14 protein-coding genes are annotated in these 18,719 nt (G+C 69.1%); 4 read left to right on the top strand and 10 right to left on the bottom strand.

Annotated features, from left to right (window positions below; translation table 11 throughout):
• Positions 1-68 precede the first annotated feature (68 nt).
• Both pta and AB3K92_RS13485 read left to right on the top strand, forming a co-directional pair.
• Positions 69-1,103 (top strand): phosphate acetyltransferase, encoded by a 1,035-nt coding sequence (pta, locus tag AB3K92_RS13490; RefSeq protein WP_104767526.1) that lies wholly within the window; start codon positions 69-71, stop codon positions 1,101-1,103.
• A complete protein-coding gene (locus tag AB3K92_RS13485; protein ID WP_059484213.1) occupies positions 1,100-1,867 on the top strand; it encodes a sulfite exporter TauE/SafE family protein in 768 nt (255 codons plus the stop codon). The genes pta and AB3K92_RS13485 overlap by 4 nt, the downstream gene beginning before the upstream one ends.
• Positions 1,868-1,943: 76 nt before the next feature.
• Here the strand turns inward: AB3K92_RS13485 and AB3K92_RS13480 are convergent, their stop codons facing one another.
• Together AB3K92_RS13480 and AB3K92_RS13475 are read right to left on the bottom strand one after the other, a co-directional pair.
• Entirely contained in the window at positions 1,944-3,665 is a 1,722-nt protein-coding gene (locus AB3K92_RS13480) for a cobalt chelatase (RefSeq protein WP_369465244.1), read from the bottom strand.
• Positions 3,662-4,654, bottom strand: a complete 993-nt coding sequence (locus AB3K92_RS13475) for an AAA family ATPase (RefSeq protein WP_059622049.1) — start codon at positions 4,652-4,654, stop codon at positions 3,662-3,664. The genes AB3K92_RS13480 and AB3K92_RS13475 overlap by 4 nt, the downstream gene beginning before the upstream one ends.
• Before the next feature lie 211 nt (positions 4,655-4,865).
• Here AB3K92_RS13475 and AB3K92_RS13470 point away from each other — a divergent pair, with 211 nt between their 5' ends.
• Positions 4,866-5,618, top strand: a complete 753-nt coding sequence (locus AB3K92_RS13470; protein WP_059484216.1) for an IclR family transcriptional regulator — start codon at positions 4,866-4,868, stop codon at positions 5,616-5,618.
• Between the two features lie 26 nt (positions 5,619-5,644).
• Here the strand turns inward: AB3K92_RS13470 and AB3K92_RS13465 are convergent, their stop codons facing one another.
• The 7 genes from AB3K92_RS13465 to AB3K92_RS13435 all read right to left on the bottom strand — a co-directional run bounded on the left by AB3K92_RS13465 (position 5,645) and on the right by AB3K92_RS13435 (position 17,170).
• Complete coding sequence (locus AB3K92_RS13465) at positions 5,645-6,592, bottom strand: dimethyl sulfoxide reductase anchor subunit family protein (RefSeq protein WP_369465243.1); 948 nt, start codon at positions 6,590-6,592, stop codon at positions 5,645-5,647.
• A 37-nt stretch (positions 6,593-6,629) separates the two neighbouring features.
• Positions 6,630-7,376, bottom strand: coding sequence for a 4Fe-4S dicluster domain-containing protein (locus AB3K92_RS13460; protein ID WP_369465242.1), 747 nt, complete (start codon positions 7,374-7,376; stop codon positions 6,630-6,632).
• Between the two features lie 16 nt (positions 7,377-7,392).
• Entirely contained in the window at positions 7,393-10,329 is a 2,937-nt protein-coding gene (locus tag AB3K92_RS13455) for a molybdopterin-dependent oxidoreductase (protein WP_369465241.1), read from the bottom strand.
• A 223-nt stretch (positions 10,330-10,552) separates the two neighbouring features.
• The gene (locus AB3K92_RS13450) at positions 10,553-11,977 is read right to left on the bottom strand and encodes an amino acid permease (RefSeq protein ID WP_059484219.1); all 1,425 of its coding nucleotides are present in this window, start codon (positions 11,975-11,977) and stop codon (positions 10,553-10,555) included.
• Between the two features lie 189 nt (positions 11,978-12,166).
• Positions 12,167-13,582, bottom strand: coding sequence for an FAD-binding oxidoreductase (locus tag AB3K92_RS13445; protein ID WP_021157628.1), 1,416 nt, complete (start codon positions 13,580-13,582; stop codon positions 12,167-12,169).
• 499 nt (positions 13,583-14,081) lie between these two features.
• The gene (locus AB3K92_RS13440) at positions 14,082-15,386 is read right to left on the bottom strand and encodes an MFS transporter (RefSeq protein WP_059591864.1); all 1,305 of its coding nucleotides are present in this window, start codon (positions 15,384-15,386) and stop codon (positions 14,082-14,084) included.
• A 128-nt stretch (positions 15,387-15,514) separates the two neighbouring features.
• Positions 15,515-17,170: a GMC family oxidoreductase gene (locus AB3K92_RS13435; RefSeq protein WP_059622039.1), complete on the bottom strand. Its 1,656-nt coding sequence runs from the start codon at positions 17,168-17,170 to the stop codon at positions 15,515-15,517.
• A 189-nt stretch (positions 17,171-17,359) separates the two neighbouring features.
• Between AB3K92_RS13435 and AB3K92_RS13430 the strand changes: the two genes are divergently transcribed.
• Positions 17,360-18,184: an IclR family transcriptional regulator gene (locus tag AB3K92_RS13430; protein WP_059495011.1), complete on the top strand. Its 825-nt coding sequence runs from the start codon at positions 17,360-17,362 to the stop codon at positions 18,182-18,184.
• 127 nt (positions 18,185-18,311) lie between these two features.
• Here AB3K92_RS13430 and AB3K92_RS13425 read toward each other — a convergent pair whose 3' ends face one another.
• Positions 18,312-18,635 (bottom strand): hypothetical protein, encoded by a 324-nt coding sequence (locus AB3K92_RS13425; protein WP_124843977.1) that lies wholly within the window; start codon positions 18,633-18,635, stop codon positions 18,312-18,314.
• Between the last annotated feature and the right edge of the window lie 84 nt (positions 18,636-18,719).

Genomic DNA, 18,719 nt, shown 5'->3' with positions numbered 1-18,719 from the left:
GTGCCCCGTGCGGGCCGCCGCATCCGGCCGTTTTTCCTTCCCGTTTTCCATTCCTCAGCGAGCGAACGATGAAAGCCCTCGACCGCATCCTCGAATCCGCGCGCCGCGCGCCGATGCGCATCGCGCTGTGCGAAGCGGACGATCCGCGCGTGCTGCACGCCGCCGCGCGCGCGACGCGCGACGGCATCGCGCGCATCGTGCTCGTCGGCAACCGTGCGGCCATCCACGCGGCGGCCGCGCGCGACGCGATCGATCTCGACGGCACGACGCTCGTCGATCCGGCCGACGCCCCGCAACGCGATGCGTATGCCGACGCGCTGCATGCGCTGCGCGCCAACAAAGGCATGACCGCCGACGCAGCGCGCGACGCGGTGCGCGATCCGTTGACGTACGCCAACCTGATGGTGCGGCTCGGCGAGGCGGACGGCTCGGTCGCGGGCGCCGTGCATGCGACGGCCGACGTCGTACGCGCGGCGATCCAGCTGATCGGCGTGGACCCGGCGTTCCGGATCGTGTCGAGCTTCTTCCTGATGATGCTGTGCGAGCCGTTCCACACGATCAAGGGCGGGCTGATCTTCTCCGACTGCGCGCTCGTCGTCGATCCGGATGCCGGCCAGCTCGCCGAAATCGCGATGGCCGCCGCCGACAGCGCACAAGCGCTGCTCGGCGAGGAACCGCGCGTCGCGATGCTGTCGTTCTCGACGAGCGGCAGCGCGCATCACGCGGCCGTCGACAAGGTGACGGCCGCGACCGCGCAGGTGCGCGAACGGCGCCCCACCCTCGCGATCGACGGCGACGTGCAGCTCGACGCCGCGATCGTCGCGGAGATCGCCGAGCGCAAGATCGCGCATTCGCAGGTGGGCGGCCATGCGAACGTGCTCGTGTTCCCGAGCCTCGAGGCCGGCAACATCGGCTACAAGCTCGCCGAGCGGATCGGCCGCGCGAAGGCCGTCGGGCCGCTGCTGCAGGGGCTGCGCCGGCCCGCGAACGACCTGTCTCGCGGCTGCGGCGCCGACGACGTGTATCACGTGATCGCGGCAACCACCGTTCAGGCGCAGGCGGCCGCGCAACGCGCCGCGACCGGCGAGGCCGCGCACGCATGACGGCCGACAAACTGGCGATCCTGATCGCGGTGATCGGCGCCGGCAGCTATTTCCAGACCGTCACCGGCTTCGGGCTCGGGATGATCGTGATGGGCGCGACGAGCGGCTTCGGGCTGGCGCCACTCGCCACCGTCGCCACGCTGATGAGCGTCGTGTCGCTCGCGAACGGCGCGGCCGCGCTGCCCGGCCGGCTGCATCACATCGACTGGCGCGCGGTCGGCGCGGCGACGCTCGGCATCCTGCCGTCGGTGGTCGCGGGCGTGCTGCTGCTCGAATGCCTGAGCCGCTCGGCGGCCGACCTGCTGCAACTGATCCTCGGCGCGGTCGTGCTGTACGGCGGCCTGAGCGCGGCGCTGCGCCCGACGCCGCTCACGGCGCGCTCGGACAACCGCAGCTTCTTCGTCAGCGGCCTGTTCGGCGGGCTGCTGAGCGGCATGTTCGGCGTGTCGGGGCCGCCGCTGATCTTCCAGTTCTACCGGCAGCCGTTGACGCTCGTGCAGATCCGCTGCGCGCTGATCGTGCTGTTCACGACGACCTCGGCCACGCGGGTGCTGTACAGCGCATGCGAAGGCCAGATCGATCGCGACATCTGGCTGCTGGCCGCGATCGCGACGCCGGTCGTGATGCTGACGACGGTCGCCGCGCGACACTACCCGCCGCCGCTGTCGCCGGTCGCGCTGCGCCGGCTCGCGTTCGGCGTGCTGATGGCGATCGGCCTCGGGCTGATCGCGACGTCGCTGCCGCCGCTGCTGCGCGGCGTGTAGCGCCGCGCGGCGCATGCCGCACCGAACCCTCCGACGCGCGGCATTCGCGCCGCGATGCGCACGCACAGTGCCCGCGTCACCGCCGCGCGCCGATCCAGCGCGCGATTTCGACGAGCCGCTTCATGTCCGGCGCCGACGCAAGATCGATCGCGAGCCGGTGCCGGTAGTACGGGCCGAGATCGAGCCCGACACCGAGCCCGAGGACGTCGACGCGGCCGGCAGCCTCCTGGCGCGCGACCACCTGCTTCAGGTGATTGTCGAGGTAGAACGGATCGTTCGCGAGCGCCGTCGCGCCGTCCATCGGACTGCCATCCGAGATCACGACGAGGATCTTGCGCGCCTCCGGCCGCGCCGCGAGCCGTGCACATGCCCATTCGACCGCTTCGCCGTCGACGCCCTCGCGGAACAGGTCGACCTTGAACAGCGCGGCGATGCCCGTGCGCGCATGCCGCCAGCGCGTGTCCGCGTCCTTGAACACCAGGTGGCCGGTTTCGTTGAGCCGGCCCGGATGGCGCGGCTTCCCGCGCGCAAGCCACTCCTGCCGCGCGCGGCCGCCGTTCCAGGCGAGCGTCGTGAAGCCCAGCACTTCGGTGGCGAGGCCGGCGGCATCGCCGGCGCGGGCCAGCGTGTCGACCATCAGCGCGACGCCGTCGATCCACGTCTTCATCGATCCCGAGCAGTCGATCAGGAACGCGAGCGCGCAGTCCGCGTGCGGCCGCACGCGTTCGAGCCGGAACAACCGCCGTTCGGCCGGCGAGCTGACGAGCTGCGCGAGCCGGCGGCCGTCGAGGCGGCCGTGCTCTTCGCCGAACGACCAGCCGTCGGCCCGCGGCACGACGAGCGCCGCGCGCAGTACCTTTGCGAGCCGCGTGACGTTGATCCGCTGCGCGGCGACCTGGCCGTCGAGCCGGTCGCGATACTCGCGCAGCAGTGCCGCGCGGATCTGTGCGGCCGGCCGGAGTTCGCGGTCGTAACGCGTCGTGTACGCACGGTAGACCGCATCGCCGCCATGCAGCACGACGCTGTCGCCCGTTTCGACGAGTGCCGGCAGGTCGATGCCCGTGTCGTCGAAATCGACCCATAACGAGAAATTCGTCAGCGCGTCGTCCTGCTCGCGTGCGTCTTCCGATGCCGTTTCGACGACGGCCGCGCGCGCGTCGCGGATCATCGCCGCAATGCGGCGCGCGAGCGTCAGCGCATGTTCCGCGAATGCGCGCTGATCGTGCCGGCAGCGCTTCAGCCCCGCGAGCGGCACGCCGATTTCCGGCACGATCGCCGCGCGCGACGCTTCGATCAGGTCTTCCGTTTCTTCGAGTACGGGCCAGCCGGTCAGCCGCGACCATGCGATCTGCGCGACCGTATATACGAGGATCCCGACATGCGTATCGGCCTGCCCCGACCGGTGAAACGCGCGCGACCAGGTTTCGAAACGATGGCGCAGGTTCTGCACGACGCCGCGCATCGCGGGTGGCGCGAGCGACTCGCAGCGCAGTTGCTCGAGCATTTCGAACAGCACGCGTTCGACCGGATCGTCGCCGGACAACGCGCGATGCAGGCCGGCATCCGAATGCAGGATGCGCAACGCGGCGCCGTCGGCCGCGCCGCGCCACGACGCGAGATCGTCGTCGGCGGCCTGCGCGCGCAGGTGCGGCGCGTGGATCGGCAGCGGCCGCAGGTCGCGGCACACGCGGCCCGCACGGTAATGCAGCGCCGCATCGCGTGTCAGCGCACGCACGGTCGACGCGCCCAGCGCTTCGCGCGCCGACGCGCGGCGCGCGGCGTCGCGATCGGCGCTCACCGCCCGGCTCCCGGCTCGCCACCGCCGCCGGCGCGCGACGCAACCGCCAGTTCCTCGCCGAAACAGCGCTGGTAATACTCGGCGACGACGGGCCGCTCGGCGTCGTCGCATTTGTTCAGGAACGTGAGCCGGAACGCGAGCGCCGGATCGCGGAAAATCTGGCAGTTCTCGGCCCAGTTGATCACCGTGCGCGGCGACATCAGCGTCGACAGATCGCCGGTCGCGAAGCCGTTGCGCGTCAGTTCCGCGAGGCTCACCATCGATTCGAGCAGCGGGCGGCCGGCTTCGTCGGCGAGTTCGGGCACGCGCGCGCGCACGATGCCGATCTCCTCGTCGCGCGGCAGATAGTCGAGCGTGGCGACCACGTTCCAGCGATCCATCTGCGCATGGTTGAGCATCTGCGTGCCGTGATACAGCCCGTTCAGGTTGCCGAGCCCGACCGTGTTGGCGGTCGCGAACAGCCGGAACGACGGATGCGGATGGATCACGCGGTTCTGGTCGAGCAGCGTGAACTTGCCGTCGCGTTCGAGAATCCGCTGGATCACGAACATCACGTCGGGCCGCCCCGCATCGTATTCATCGAAGATCAGCGCGACGGGCCGCTGCAGCGCCCACGGCACGATGCCTTCCTGGAACTCGGTCACCTGCACATCGTCGCGCACGACGATCGCATCCTTGCCGACGAGGTCGAGCCGGCTGATGTGGCCGTCGAGGTTCACGCGCACGCACGGCCAGTTCAGCCGCGCCGCGACCTGTTCGATATGCGTCGACTTGCCGGTGCCGTGCATCCCCTGCACGAGCACGCGGCGGTTGCGCGCGAAGCCGGCGAGGATCGCGAGCGTGACGTCCGGGTTGAAACGGTATGCGTCGTCGATATCGGGCACGTGGTCGTCGCGCGCGCTGAACGCGGGCACCATCAGGTCCGAATCGAACCCGAACCGTTCGCGGACCGACACCATGCAGTCCGGTTTGTTCGTCACCCCTTCCATTGCGTTGCGCTCCTGTCGTTGCCTGTCGTTCTCGGTGTTTGTCGGTGTTGGCGTGTCGTTCCCTGATGCGCGGGCGTCGATCCTTGGTTTACGGAACGATTCGTTCCATCGCCGGTTATCCGCGCCGGCTTGCCGCACCCGCCGCGCCGCGCGGCCGGCCTGTCGGGCCGTTCGGTACAATGGCCGCAGTCCAGTTTCCGGAACGCCTGCCATGCTGCCCGCGGATACGCCCACGCTGCGCGCCTTCGCGCTGCTCGAACATCTCGTCCAGGCCGGCGATGCCGTGTCGCTCGCCGATCTCGTGCGCGAGGTCGATATCCCGAAGGCGTCGCTGCACCGGATGCTCGCGTCGCTCGAAGCCGGCGGCCTCGTGATCCGCGAGCCGGGCCGCAAGAACGCGTATGCGATCGGCCCGCGCCTCGCCCGGCTCGGCACCGGCGTGATGCTGCATGCGGGCGCGCGCCGGCTGCGCCATGCGATCCTCGAACGGCTCGTCGCCGATCTCGGCGAAACCTGCAACCTCACCGCGCTGCACGACACGGAAGTCGTCTATCTCGACCGCGTCGAAGCCGACTGGCCGCTGCGGCTCGACCTGAAGCCCGGCTCGCGCGTGCCCGCGCATTGCAGCGCCAGCGGCAAGCTGCTGCTCGCGCTGCTGCCGCGCGACGAGCGCGCCGCGCTGGTGCGCACGCTGGCGCTGCCGCGCTACACGCCGAATACGATCTCCGATCCCGAACTGCTCGAAGCCGAACTCGACCGCACCGCGCACAAGGGCGTCGCGATCGACAACGAGGAATTCGTCGCGGGCATCGCGTGCATCGCGGCACCGGTCGTCGGCGACGACGGTGCGTGCATCGCCGCGGTCGCCGTGCATGCACCCGTGTCGCGCGCACCGCTGTCGCGGCTGCTCGACTGCGTGCCGCGCCTGCAGGAAGCGGCCGGCGCGCTCGCGGCGACCTTCTAGCGCCGTGCGGCGGCACGCGCGCAACGTCATGACGCGCGCTGGTAGTAGATGTTCTGCGGATGCCGCGCATCCGCGAAGAAGAACCAGCGTTCCGCGACCAGCCCCGCATACTGGATCACGAATGCCGCGCCGAGCACGACGGCCGCCGCGACCGACGTCGGCGCGAGCGCACCCGCGCCGGTCAGCACGAACGGCACCGCGAATGCGCCGGTCAGGAAGCCGGCCTTCACCGCACGCAGCGTGCCGTTGCCCTGGCCGTGAAAGAACTCCCGCGTATTGAACGCGCTGGCCGTGAAACCGCGCGACTTCTGTTCGACCTTCTCGTGGCGAATGCCGGTCGCGCTCTGCACGGTCGACTTCGGCCGCAGCCGCGCATTGCGCGCGAGCGACGCGAGCCGTGCGACGCAGCCCGCGAGCGTCAGCACGCACGCGGCCACAGCGAGCCGGCCGACCAGCGCCGGCGCGAGCCACGCGGCGCAAGCCGTCGCCAGCGTGCAGCCCGACGCGCAGCCGAGCAGCACGAAGTTTACGAGCGTCAACGGGCTCGCCCATTCCTGCAGGAAACGCAGGCACGCGTAGATCATCGCGGTACACACGAACAGCGCGACGCTCGCGAGCGCGCCGGCCGCGCCGATCAGCAACGTGCCGGGCCAGCCGAACAGGTGGGCCACGCCATACGCGAACGCGCACGCGAGAAACACCGGCAGCGCGATGCATTCGCGCGACAGCCACGACGTGCGCCACATCGCGATCGCGCGCCACGCGCGTTCGGGGTGGCCGAGATGGAAGAACGACGCGAACAGGCCGAGCACGCCGAGCGCGACCGACAGCGCGGCGCCCGTCACGTAGAACGCGGCGGCCACGTCGACGCCGGCCAGGGGCGCGAGCGCCTCGACGCTCACGAGCGTCAACAGCAAACCCTGTGCGGCGCCGCACAGCGTGGTGAGGAAAACGACCGAAAACGCTGGACGCATGGCAACTCCGTCTGGTTCTGAATGAAATGCGCGGGGCTCAACGCTGCGTCGCGAGCGACACGAGATCGACGTCGCCACGCGCCGCGCGGGCTTCGAACGAGTCGCTCTCGTCGCGGCCGGTCGACCCGCTGCCGCATCCGCCGCTGCTGCCGCACACGCACGACGCTTCGGTCTTCACGCGCGGCAGGTAATGGTTCGACGGCCGCGTGCCCCATTCGGGCATCAACGCATAACCGCCGCGTTCGCGGATCGCGCGCGACACGTCCGACTCCGGATCGTGCACGTCGCCGAACAGCCGCGCCGACGTCGGGCACGCGAGCACGCACGCGGGTTTCCGGTCGCGTTCGGGCAATGCGTCGTTGTCGATGCGGTCCGCGCACAGCGTGCACTTCGTCATCTCCTTGCGGCCTTCGTCGAGTTCGCGTGCGCCGTACGGGCATGCCCACGCGCAGTACTTGCAGCCGATGCACTTGTCGTAGTCGACCAGCACGATCCCGTCCGACTTGCGCTTGTAGCTCGCGCCGGTCGGACAGACGGGCACGCACGGCGGATCCTCGCAATGCAGGCACGACTTCGGGAAATGGATCGTGTCGGTCATCGGGAACACGCCCGCTTCGTACGTCTGCACGCGGTTGAAGAACGTGCCGGACGGATCGTCGTCGTACGGGCGCAGATCGGCGAGACTGCCGGCTTCGCCCGACGTGTTCCATTCCTTGCAGCTCGTCACGCAGGCATGGCAGCCGACGCACACGTTCAGGTCGATGACGAGGGCCATCTGGGTCATGGTCGTGCTCCTTCGATCAACGGTCGTCAGGTTTCGGGCCGGCGGAAGCCGCGCGCCGCAGCCGCGCGGCGAATGCGCCGGTGCCCGCGAAATACGCCTGCACGCGCTGCAGCACGCGCGGCGTGCCGGGCAGCGCCGGCATCGGCGCGAACTGCGGCAGCGTGGTCGCGGCATCCGCTTCGGCCGGATAGATCCGCACCTGCACGTCGTACCAGCCGGCCTGCCCGGTGATCGGATCGGAATTCGAGATCCGCGCGCCGTCACGCGCCGCATCCGGCAGCTCGTCGGTAATCACGTGGTTCAGCAGGAAACCGCGCTGCGACTCCCCCGCTTGCGGCCCGAGGTTCCACGCGCCGGCCGCCTTGCCGATCGCGTTCCACGTCCACACGGTGCCGGGCTCCACGGCCTCGCTGTAGCGTGCGCGGCAACGCACCTTGCCCCACGGCGATTCGACGTAGATCCACGCGCCGTCGTCGATCTGCTGCGCGGCGGCCGTCACGGGGTTCACGAACAGATGGTTCTCGCCGTGGATCTGCCGCAGCCACGCGTTCTGCGAATCCCACGAGTGGTACATCGCCATCGGCCGCTGCGTGATCGCCGCGAGCGGATAGCGGCCCGCGTCGGTCAACCCGCTTTCGAGCGACCGGTGCCAGAATGGCAGCGGATCGAAATAACGCGCGATGCGTTCGCGCAGATGGTCGGGCGGCTGGCGGCCCGACGTGCGCCCCTGCGCGGCGAGCCGGAATTTCTGCATCACGTCCGAGTAGAGCTGGATCACGATCGGCACGCCGAACTTGCGCATCCCGTTGTCGACCGCCCACTGCATGTAAGGCCCGTTGCAGTTGCGCATGTACTGCAGCGGCTCCGGCAACCGGTGGTGGTACACGCAGTTGTTCTCCGCGTAACGCTTCCACTGGTCGGGGTTCGGCTCGCCGACGACGGCCTTGTCGCCGTCCTTGCCGCGCCAGCCGATCAGGAAGCCGGTGCCCGAATCCGGCGCGGTCTGGAAGTTGATGACGAAATCCGGATAGTCGCGGTACTTGCGCTGCCCGTCCGCCGTCGTGAAGGCCGGAAACTTCAGCCGGCTCGCGAGCTCGATCAGCACTTCCTGGAACGGCTTGCACTCGCCGGTCGGCGGCACGACGGGCACGCGCACCGAGTCGACCGGGCCGTCGAATTCGGAGATCGGCCGGTCGAGCACCGACATCACGTCATGCCGTTCGAGGTAGGTGGTGTCGGGCAGGATCAGGTCGGCGAACGCCGTCATCTCCGATGCGAACGCATCGCACACGACGAGGAACGGGATCCGGTATTCGCCGTCGTCGCGCTTGTCGACCAGCATCTTGCGCACTTCCGTCGTGTTCATCGACGAATTCCACGCCATGTTGGCCATGAAGATCAGCAGCGTATCGATCGGATAGGGATCGCCGCGCCACGCGTTGGTGATCACCGAATGCATGAGCCCGTGCACCGCGAGCGGGTATTCCCACGAGAACGCCTTGTCCAGCCGCGCGGGCGTGCCGTCCGGATGCACGAACAGGTCTTCGGGGCCGGCCGGCCAGCCGAGCGGGCCGGTCGCAAGCGGCGTGTTCGGCCTGATCTGCGCCGGGTCGTTCGGCGGTTTCGCCGACGGCGGCACCGCGCGCGGATACGGCGCCTTGTGCCGGAAGCCGCCCGGCCGGTCGATCGTGCCGAGCAGCGACATCAGCACCGCGAGCGCGCGGATCGTCTGGAAGCCGTTCGAATGCGCGGCGAGCCCGCGCATCGCATGGAACGCGATCGGCGCGCCCTTCACCGTCGCGTGTTCCTTGCCCCACGAGTCGGTCCAGCGCACCGGCAGCTCGATCGCGTGCTCGCGCGCGACCGTCTCCATCTCGCGGGCGAGGCGGCGGATCGTGTCGGCCGCGATGCCGGTGATGTCGGCCGCCCACTCGGGCGTGCAACCGGCCACCTGCTCGCGCAGCAGCGTGAACGACGGCGCGACGGGCGTGCCGTCGTCGAGCGTGTAGCGGCCGTCGAGCGCCGGTTCGGCGCCTTCCGTGTGATGCAGCACCGCGCGGTTCGTCTTCGTGTCCCACCACATCCGGTTCTGCGGATACAGCGCGTTGACTTCCGGCGCGCCGGCGTCCCGCACGAACAGGCCGAACGTGTCGGCGCCGTCGCGCTGGTCGACCAGCTCGGCCGCGTTCGTGAAGCGCGACACGAATTCGAGGTCGAACGCGTCGCGTGCGATCAGCTCGTGCATCAGCGCCATGAACAGCGCGCCGTCGGTGCCAGGGCGAATCGGAATCCATTCGTCGGCGATCGCCGCGTAGCCGGTGCGCACCGGATTGATCGCGATGAAGCGGCCGCCCGCGCGCTTGAACTTGCCGAGCGCGATCTTCAGCGGATTCGAATGGTGGTCTTCCGCGGTGCCGATCATGAAGAACAGCTTCGCGTGGTCGAGATCGGGCCCGCCGAATTCCCAGAACGAGCCGCCGATCGTGTAGATCATCCCGGCCGCCATGTTCGCCGAACAGAAGCCGCCATGCGCCGCATAGTTCGGCGTACCGAACTGTTTCGCGAACAGGCCGGTCAGTGCCTGCATCTGGTCGCGGCCGGTGAACAGCGCGAACCGCTTCGGGTCGGTCGCGCGCAGATGCGCGAGGCGCTTTTCGAGCACGTCGAACGCGACGTCCCACGACACCGGCTCGAACTGCGCGTCGCCGCGCTCGGCGCCCCGCTTGCGCATCAGCGGCTGCGTGAGCCGCGCGGGCGAATACTGCTTCATGATCCCCGACGAACCTTTCGCGCAGATGACGCCCTGGTTCAGCGGATGCTCCGGATTGCCGTCGATGTAACGCACCTCGCCGTCGCGCAGGTGCACGCGGATGCCGCAGCGGCACGCGCACATGTAGCACGTCGTCGTCTTGATATCGGCCTGTTCGTCGCGCTCGCGTGCCCGATGTTCCATCGTCTGTCCTCGTTCGCGGATGAGGGCGCCCCCCGCAGGGCACGCCCGTGAATCGATTCGTCCATGCTAGTCGCGCCGGCCGCCGACATAAAGTCGCATCCGCTGATCGGTTCTATCGCGCGGCCCGATAGTTGGCCGCAAGATCCATCGGGCCACCGCCGGCGCCGCATGCGCAAAGACCCGGCTTGCGTGCCGGGCCTTCAGCGTCATGCGTTACCGGGCATTAGCGCGGCGGATACGCGAGCAGTTCGCTGTCGTCGAGATGCTCGCGGCGGCTGCGGCGCGTGAGCCCGTAAGCGACGACCAGCACGGCGAGGCTTGCGACGCCGAGCCACAGCGGCTTGCGCTGGTCCGGGATGAACGCCATCGCGACGAGGATGCCGACCATGCCGACGATCGCGACCCAGGTGAGGTACGGATACGCCCACATCTTGACGCGCAGCTTGCTCGCGGCCACCGGGTCGAGACGCTTGCGCAGGCGCAGTTGCGAGAACGCGATCAGCACGTACACGAACAGCGCGACGGTGCCGTACGAGTTGACGAGGAACGCGAACACGGTATCGGGCGACACGTACGACATCACGACCGACACGTAGCCGAACACCGTGCCGAGCAGGATCGCGCGCACCGGCACGCCGCGCTTGTTGACCTTCGCGAGTGCGGCCGGCGCGTCGCCGTGGCGGGTCAGTGCAAACAGCATCCGCGACGCCGCATAGAGGCCCGAGTTGAGCGCCGACAGCACGGCCGTCAGCACGATCGCGTTCATCACGTTGGCGGCGGCCGGCAGGCCCATCACTTCGAGCGCGCTGACGTACGGCGTGGCCATCTGATGCGAATTCCACGGCACCAGCGCGACGACGAGCGCGACCGAGCCGACATAGAACACCAGCACGCGGGTGATCACCGAATTGGTGGCCTTCGCAACCGCCTTGGCCGGCTCCTTCGCTTCGGCCGCCGCGATCGTGACGATCTCGGCGCCGAAGTAGAAGCCGGTGGCCGCGACCGCCCCGCTCATCACCGGCCCGATGCCGAGCGGCATGAAACCGCCGTGGCCGAGCAGCGTCGGCAGCACGGAAGTCGTGTGCATCGACGCGGGCCACAGGCCGAGCACGTAGAGGCCGCCGAGGAACAGGAACACGATGATCGCGCCGACCTTGATCGACGAGAACCAGAACTCGAACTCGCCGTAGCTGCCGACCGAGATCAGGTTCGTGAGCGTCAGCACGACCAGCAGCGCGAGGCTGATGATCCACGCCGGTGTGTCGGGCAGCCAGAACTGGATCAGCTTGGCGCCGGCGACCGCTTCGAGCGCGACGACGATCACCCAGAAATACCAGTACATCCAGCCGGTGAGGAAACCCGCCATCTTGCCGGGCCCGCGCCAGTTGCCGAACGCGAGGCGCGCGTATTCGTAGAACGATCCGACGGCCGGCATCGCGCAGGCCATCTCGCCGAGCATCCGCATCACGAGCACGACCAGCCCGCCCGTGATCAGGAACGACAGGATCGCCGCCGGCCCGGTCTGCTGAATCACCACGCCGCTGCCGACGAACAGCCCGGCACCGATCACGCCGCCAAGCGCGATCATCGTCATGTGGCGCTGCTTGAGCCCACACTTCAGGTCACTCTGGTTCATCGAGGGTTGCATGTCTTCTCCATATCCAGTTGTCCGGACGCCGCCCGCGCCACCGTCGGGTGAACACGGGCGCCGCCGGCGACGGCGCGTGCAGGGGCGCCTGCAGCCCCGGCCGCACGGATTTCCGTTGCTTTTCTTGTGTTGGACGGCCCGGCGCGCGTTGCGTCACACCGGGCGATGCGCACTGCATTCAGAGCTTTTTCAGGGCTTTTCGTCGTTCCTGAAGTACGACAGGTAGAGCATCCGCTGCCCGATGCGCCGGAACGGCGCGAACGGGTGGCCGGGCAGCGGCGACGTGAAGATCGGCAGCGTCTGGCGTGCGCCCTTCCCCGCGATCTGCTCGGCGAGCCGGCGGCCGGCCTGCTGCGAATACGACACGCCGTTGCCGCCGTAGCCGAGCGCGTAGTACACCGACTGGCGCGGATCGGGCTGGCACACGCGCGGCATCATGTCGTGGCTCACGTCGACCCAGCCCCACCACGAATAATCGATCTGCACGCCGCGCAGCGCGGGAAACTTGCGCGCCATCCCTTCCTTCAGCAATTCGACATGGCGCGGGTTCGGTGCATCGTCGCCGGTGATCGCGCTGCGGCTGCCGATCTGCAGACGGCGATCGGGCAGGAAACGGTAGTAGAAGCGTAGCGTACGCGTATCGGTCAGCACCTGCGTCGTGCGGAAATTGCACGCGTCGATTTCCGCGTCGGTGAGCGGGCGCGTGACCATCGAATTCGACAGGATCGGCATCACCTTGCTGCGCAGCGACGGATGCAGCGTCTGCGCCGTGTACGCACCGGTCGCGATGCCGACCGCGCGGGCCCGCACGACGCCGCCGGGCGTGCGCAGGTGGTGCACGCCGTCGATCGTCTCGAAGCCGAGCACCGGGCTGCTCGTATGCACCTTCGCGCCGGCTGCGCGCGCGAGGCGCAGGTAGCCGAACGCGAGCTTCAGCGCATGGATGCCGATGCCTTCCGGCTCGTGCAGCGCGCCGGCCGCCTCGTGGTCGTTGATGAATTCACGGCGGAAGGTTTCCGCGCTCAGCAGTTCGGACGGGTAGCCGAACACGTCCTTCCACACCTTCGCCTCGGCCGCGAGCTTCGCCATGATGCGCGGACGGTGCGCGATCAGGAAATGGCCGCCCGGCTGCGGATCGCAGTCGATTTCCGACACGAGCGACTTGAAGTGTTCGAAGCCTTCGAGGATCTCGTCGTGCATCTTCAGCGCGACGTCCTTGCCCCAGCGCTCGATCCACTGCGAGCGCGACAGCCGGCCCGACGCGTTCTGCCCCTGCCCGCCGTTGCGGCTGCTGCAGCCCCAGCTGGTGCGGTTGGCTTCGAGCACGACGGCCTTGATGCCATGGTCCCGCGCGAGGCACAGCGCGGTCGCGAGGCCCGTGTAGCCGGCGCCGATGATCGCGACGTCGACGTCGAGGTCGCGCGTGACGGGGCCGTCGTCGGGCGGCGGGTTGCCGGCCGTCGCGACCCAGTAGGTCGGCGCGTACTGCTTGCCGCAACCTGGCCCCGGCGACACGAGCGGATCGTAGGTCGGGTCGTAACGCGTATCGTTCGACCGGCCGCCGGCGAAGCCGCTCGCGGTGCGTTCGATGGAAGGGGTCGACATGGTCAGACCTCCGATGCGGGCTTGCCTGCCGCGCCGCAACGGGCGCGCGAGGCGATTCGACTGACTGATGCGGGGCGTACGCTCGCCGGGCGGGCGAATGCTGCCGACTGCCTGTTGGTCATGCCTGTCTCCTGATCGTTCTCTTCGGGTCGATCGTGTGCAGATGCTTCAATGCGGCGATCTGTCGAGGAAAGTGTAGGCAGGCCGTTTTTTGGCAGGTAGGGCCAGTGGGCCGGATTCGCTTGGACCAGCGTGTGAGGGTGTCGAACGGCGGGGAATGGCGAGGAATGGCGGCGATCGCTGGCGGGCGGCGGCAGTCGCGGCGCGGGCTCTCCCCGGGACAATCTGGAGCCCGAACGGCACGCAGCATCGGACGAGCGGCTGGCGGCAACGACAAGCGGCGCGGGTACGGGCGCGGACACCGGCGCGCGCACGACGCCGACCGATGATCGACGACCGACGACCGCCCCGTCGAAACGGCCCCGCGCCCTGCCCGCCGTCACATCGCGCGCACCGCGACCTCGGCCACGCTTCCGCGCTTCTCGATCGCCCGCGCGGACACGATCGACAGGAGTGCAGACAACATCACGTACACCCCGACGAGCCACGGCGCACCGCCGTTCACGCGCAGCAACGCGGTCGCGACGATCGGGGTCAGGCCGCTCGCGAAGATGCCCGACACCTGGTAGACGAACGAAATGCCCGTGTACCGCACGTTCGCGTCGAACAGCTCCGCGAACAGCGCGGCCTCCGGCCCGTATGCCATCGCGTAGAAGATCCCGAACGGAATCACCAGAGCGAGCCATACGGCGAGCAGGTTCGACGATTGCGTCTGCAGCAGCCAGAACGCGGGCAGCACCGACAGCCCGCACAGCGTCGCGCCCCACCGGTACACGCGTGCGCGGCCGAGCCGGTCGGACAGGCTGCCGAACACGGGGATGAACCCGCACATCACGACCGCCGCGCTCATCACGCCGAGCAGCGCGTCGCCGCGCGAGATCGACAGGTTGCGCGTCATGTAGCCGATCGAGAACACCGCGAACACGTTGAAGAACACGCCGTCGATATAGCGCGCGCCCATCCCGAGCAGGATCGCCTGCCGGTAGTTGCCGAGCAGTTCGACCACCGGCAGCTTCGTCTCGCGCCGCTGGCGCTTGAGCGCGACGAATTCGGGCGTATCGGCCACCCGCGTGCGGATGTAGAAGCCGACCGCGACGAGCAGCAGCGACGCCGCGAACGCCACGCGCCAGCCCCACGCGAGGAACGCGGCGTCCGGCAACACGCGTGACAGCGCCGCGACCACGCCGGCCGCGAGGCACAGCCCGATCGCGAGCCCGATCTGCGGCAGGCTCGCGTACAGACCGCGCCGGTGCGGCGGCGCATATTCGTACGCCATCAGCACCGCGCCGCCCCACTCGCCGCCGAGGCCGATGCCCTGCAGCACGCGCAGCGTCAGCAGCAGCACCGGCGCCCACATGCCGATCTGCGCGTAGGTCGGCAGGAACGCGACGCCGGCCGTCGACACGCCCATGATCAGCATCGTCAGGATCAGCGCGGACTTGCGCCCGACGCGGTCGCCGAGATGGCCGAACAGCAAGCCGCCGAGCGGCCGCGTGACGAAGCCGACCGCGAACGTCGCATACGCGAGCATCGTCGACACGAACGCGTCGCCCGCCGGAAAGTACTGCTTGTCGAACACGATGCCGGCGACGACGCCGTACAGGAAAAAGTCGTACCACTCGACGGTCGCGCCGATCACGCTGGCCGCGGCCACGCGTCGGACGACCCGGGAATCGATTGCCATGCGAGCTTCTCCAGGTAAGGATGCGCCGCAACCTGCCCCGGCGCCGTACCGGCGGGGGCATCGATGAACGCGCGGCGGCCGTCCGGGCGCAGGCACACGGGCCACGCGGGGAGATGCGTGGCGAGGCCCTACGCGACGGCCTCGGCGGCCGGCGCGACGCTGCGGCCGCGATCGGCGGCGCGCGCGTCCTCGAGGATCATGTCGGACGCCTTCTCGGCGACCATCACGATCGGCACGTTGGTATTGCCCGATACGAGGGTCGGCATGATCGAGCAGTCGACCACGCGCAGCCCGCGCGTGCCGTACACGCGCAGCCGCTCGTCGACGACCGCGAGCGGATCGCTCGCGACGCCCATTTTCGCCGTACCGGACGGATGAAAGATCGTCTGCCCGTATTCCCGGCAGAACTCGAGCAGCTCGTCGTCCGTCTGCGCGTCCGCGCCCGGCCGCACCTCGCGCTTCATCAGCGACGCCATCGGCTCGGTGGCCGCGACGCGTCGCGCGAAGCGCACGCCGGCCACCGTCGTGCGGCGGTCGCGCTCTGTGTCGAGATAGTTCGGCTGGATCGACGGCGCGTCGCGCGCATCGTCGGTGCGGATTCGCACGGTGCCGCGCGATTCGGGCCGCAGCTGGCAGATCGAATACGTGCAGCCGGGAAACGGATGCACGCTGCCGCCCGCCGAATCCGCCGACAGCGTCGAGAAATGGAACTGGATGTCGGGCGTCGCCGATTCGTCCGGCAGCGCACGGCAGAACATCCCGCCCTGGTTGATGCCGATCGCGAGCGGGCCGCCGCGGAACAGCGCCCATTGCAGCCCCATCTTCGCGCGGCCGACCCACGAATGCAGTTCGTCGTTGGTCGTGATCGGCTTCGTCACTTCATGGATCAGACGAATCTGCAGATGATCCTGCAGGTTCTCGCCGACGCCCGCCCGATCGGCGACGACCGGAATCCCGTGCCGGCCCAGCAGCGCGGCCGGCCCGACGCCCGACACCTGCAGCAGTTGCGGCGACTGCAGCGCGCCGGCCGCGAGGATCACCTCGCGCCGCGCACGCACGTCGTGAACCTTGCCGTGCCGGACGTACCGCACGCCGGACGCCTGCGTGCCGTCGAACAGCACCTTCAGCGCCTGCGCATCGGTTTCGACATGCAGGTTCGGCCGCCCGCGCGCGGGCTTCAGGTAGGCCACCGCGGTCGAGCAGCGCAGCCCGTTGCGCGTGGTGAGCTGGTAGTAGCCCACGCCTTCCTGGTCGCCCGTGTTGAAATCGTCGACGGTGCGCACGCCGAGCCGGTTCGACGCGGCGACGAACGCATCGACGAGTTCGTGCCGCTGCCGGATCGCGGAAGCCCACAGCGGGCCGCCGGTGCCGCGCGTCGGCCCTTCGCCGAGCGTGTTGTGTTCGAGCTTGCGGAAATACGGCAGGCACTCGCGCCAGCTCCAGCCGCGATTGCCGAGCGCCGCCCAGTGATCGTAGTCCTGCTGCTGCCCGCGCACGTAGATCAGCCCGTTGATCGAGCTGCAGCCGCCGAGCGTGCGGCCGCGCGGCCAGTACAGGCGGCGGTTGTGCATGTTCGGATCGGGATCGGTGTGGAAGCCCCAGTTGTACACGGGGTGGAACATCGTCTTGCCGTAGCCGATCGGCACGTGGATCCACATATAGCGGTCGGCGGGGCCGGCTTCCAGCAGGCACACCGTATGGCGGCCGCCGTCGGACAGGCGGTTGGCGAGGACGCAACCGGCCGATCCCGCGCCGACCACGACATAGTCGAAGCTGCGTGTCATTCCGTGTCTCCGTTCCGGGGTTTTTAAAAAATCCGGTATGTTTCGTCCAAATTTATTGAGCACACGGAACACGTACAAGCCGATTTATTGTCCACGCGGCGAATGTGGTACAAAAACCGTTCAATTCGTTTCATTTCCATCGCACACACACCATCCCGGGACGCACGCCGATCCCGATGGAGGAGACACATGCGCGAACCTGCCCCCGCGCCGCCCGATGGCGCGCCCGCCGACGACGCGCGCGTGCTGCGCGCCCTCGCCGTGCTCGAAGCGCTCGCGTCGGCCGGCCAGCCGTACACGCTGTCGCAGCTCGCCGCGCGGCTGCATATCCCGAAGGCGACGCTGCTGCGGCTGATCGAGTCGCTGGAGGCGCGCGGCTACGTGATCCACATGCCCGACTCGCGCGGCCACGACCGCGGCATCGCGCTCGGGCCGCGCGCCGCGCAGTTCGCGCTCGCGGCGCTGTCGAACAACACCTTCACGCGCGGCTGCCGCTCGGTGCTGCGCGCGCTCGTCGACGTGCTCGGCGAAACCTGCAACCTCACCGCGCTCGACGGCGACACGGTGCTGTACGTCGAACGCGTCGAGACGACCGAGCCGCTGCGGCTCGAGATGCGGCCCGGCATGCGCGTGCCGCTGCACTGCACGGCGAGCGGCAAGCTGTTTTTGTCGCAGATGAATGCGCTGGAGCGCAACGCGATGCTCGCGCGGCTCACGCTGAAGAAGATGACCTACCGGACGCTGACCGATGCGCAGCTGCTCGCGGCCGAGCTCGACCGGCTCGCCGCGCGCGGCGTCGGCATCGACAACGAGGAATTCGTGCGCGGGATGGTGGCCGTCGCGGTGCCGGTGAAGGATGCGGCGAGCGGCCGCGTGCTTGCGGCGCTCGCCGTGCATGCGCCGACCGCGCGCGCGACGCTCAACGATTTGCTGGAGAACGTGCCGAAAATGCGCGACGCGGCAACGAGGCTCGCCCCGCTGCTGCAGGCGGCCGATGGCGCATCGGCGGGTTGAAGCGGCCGCGCGCGGTCATGCGGTCATGCGGTCATGCGGTCATGCGGTCATGCGGTCATGCGGTCATGCGGTCGTGCGGTCACTCGGTCACTCGGTCACGCCGTCACGCCGTCACGCCGCCAAGTATTCAAGCGAGGTGATAACGCAGCCAGAAAGTTTCGCGGCACGCGTTGTCGAACGTGATCCGCGTCGGGCCGATCGATTGCGCATCGGGATGGCGAAGCACGTCGTAGTCGATCCAGCACTCGGCGCACAGCAGGTCGGACGGCGCGCGGTCCTGCTCGACCGAGCGGCGCACGATCGCGCCGTTGTCGAAGCGGTATTCGGTTTCGTCGCGCGTGACCTCGACGTCGTCGTCGGTCCAGCGGTCATGCGACGTGACATGCGACACGATCGACACCGGGCCCGCGAGCCCGTGGATCGCGGCGACGTAGGAAATGAGCTTGTCCATGGCGAGGCGGCGAACGGAAGGATGGCCGCCTCGCGCAACATCGATGGCACGAGGCGTGCCCGAGCGGCGAGTATAGCCGCGCAC

Source organism: Burkholderia sp. Bmkn7, from assembly GCF_041103175.1.
GTDB classification, from domain to species: Bacteria; Pseudomonadota; Gammaproteobacteria; order Burkholderiales; family Burkholderiaceae; genus Burkholderia; species Burkholderia cepacia.
This window is presented reverse-complemented; position numbering and strand designations above follow the sequence as displayed.

Excerpts from the sequence above, each read along its gene's own strand:
- pta (WP_104767526.1), top strand. The coding sequence starts at position 69 with ATGAAAGCCCTCGACCGCATCCTCGAATCCGCGCGCCGCGCGCCGATG.
- AB3K92_RS13485 (WP_059484213.1), top strand. The coding sequence starts at position 1,100 with ATGACGGCCGACAAACTGGCGATCCTGATCGCGGTGATCGGCGCCGGC.
- AB3K92_RS13475 (WP_059622049.1), bottom strand. The coding sequence starts at position 4,654 with ATGGAAGGGGTGACGAACAAACCGGACTGCATGGTGTCGGTCCGCGAA.
- AB3K92_RS13470 (WP_059484216.1), top strand. The coding sequence starts at position 4,866 with ATGCTGCCCGCGGATACGCCCACGCTGCGCGCCTTCGCGCTGCTCGAA.
- AB3K92_RS13465 (WP_369465243.1), bottom strand. The coding sequence starts at position 6,592 with ATGCGTCCAGCGTTTTCGGTCGTTTTCCTCACCACGCTGTGCGGCGCC.
- AB3K92_RS13460 (WP_369465242.1), bottom strand. The coding sequence starts at position 7,376 with ATGACCCAGATGGCCCTCGTCATCGACCTGAACGTGTGCGTCGGCTGC.
- AB3K92_RS13455 (WP_369465241.1), bottom strand. The coding sequence starts at position 10,329 with ATGGAACATCGGGCACGCGAGCGCGACGAACAGGCCGATATCAAGACG.
- AB3K92_RS13450 (WP_059484219.1), bottom strand. The coding sequence starts at position 11,977 with ATGCAACCCTCGATGAACCAGAGTGACCTGAAGTGTGGGCTCAAGCAG.
- AB3K92_RS13445 (WP_021157628.1), bottom strand. The coding sequence starts at position 13,582 with ATGTCGACCCCTTCCATCGAACGCACCGCGAGCGGCTTCGCCGGCGGC.
- AB3K92_RS13440 (WP_059591864.1), bottom strand. The coding sequence starts at position 15,386 with ATGGCAATCGATTCCCGGGTCGTCCGACGCGTGGCCGCGGCCAGCGTG.
- AB3K92_RS13435 (WP_059622039.1), bottom strand. The coding sequence starts at position 17,170 with ATGACACGCAGCTTCGACTATGTCGTGGTCGGCGCGGGATCGGCCGGT.
- AB3K92_RS13430 (WP_059495011.1), top strand. The coding sequence starts at position 17,360 with ATGCGCGAACCTGCCCCCGCGCCGCCCGATGGCGCGCCCGCCGACGAC.
- AB3K92_RS13425 (WP_124843977.1), bottom strand. The coding sequence starts at position 18,635 with ATGGACAAGCTCATTTCCTACGTCGCCGCGATCCACGGGCTCGCGGGC.